This window comes from Cryobacterium sp. 10I1, assembly GCF_035019805.1.
GTDB lineage: Bacteria > Actinomycetota > Actinomycetes > Actinomycetales > Microbacteriaceae > Cryobacterium > Cryobacterium glucosi.
Genome location: NZ_JASJVF010000607.1, coordinates 1 through 336, shown reverse-complemented (window position 1 = coordinate 336; position 336 = coordinate 1). Strand labels below are relative to the sequence as shown.

The following is a 336-nucleotide window of genomic DNA, read 5'->3' as shown; positions in this document are numbered from 1 at the left end:
GCCATGCACGGGGTCGGCTGGGACACCACCCGCCGCGTGCTCGAGGCTGCGGGCTACGACCTGCCGACCCTCGTCGACGCGCAGATCGCCCCGGACCCGACCTTCCCGACCGTCGCGTTCCCGAACCCGGAGGAGCCGGGCGCCCTCGACCTCGCCTTCGCGACCGCCCGCGAGATCGACGCCGAACTCGTCATCGCGAACGACCCGGACGCCGACCGCCTCGCGATCGCGATCCCCGACGCCGACGCCGCGGGCGGCTACCGTCGCCTCACCGGCAACGAGGTCGGTGCGATCCTCGGCTGGCGTGCAGCGGAACGGGCAGAACTGGCGCCCCTC

At 74.4% G+C, this 336-nt stretch carries 1 pseudogene; it reads left to right on the top strand.

The window, feature by feature from the left end:
* A pseudogene (locus QN345_RS19985) lies at positions 1 to 336 on the top strand (phospho-sugar mutase); the annotation flags it as partial.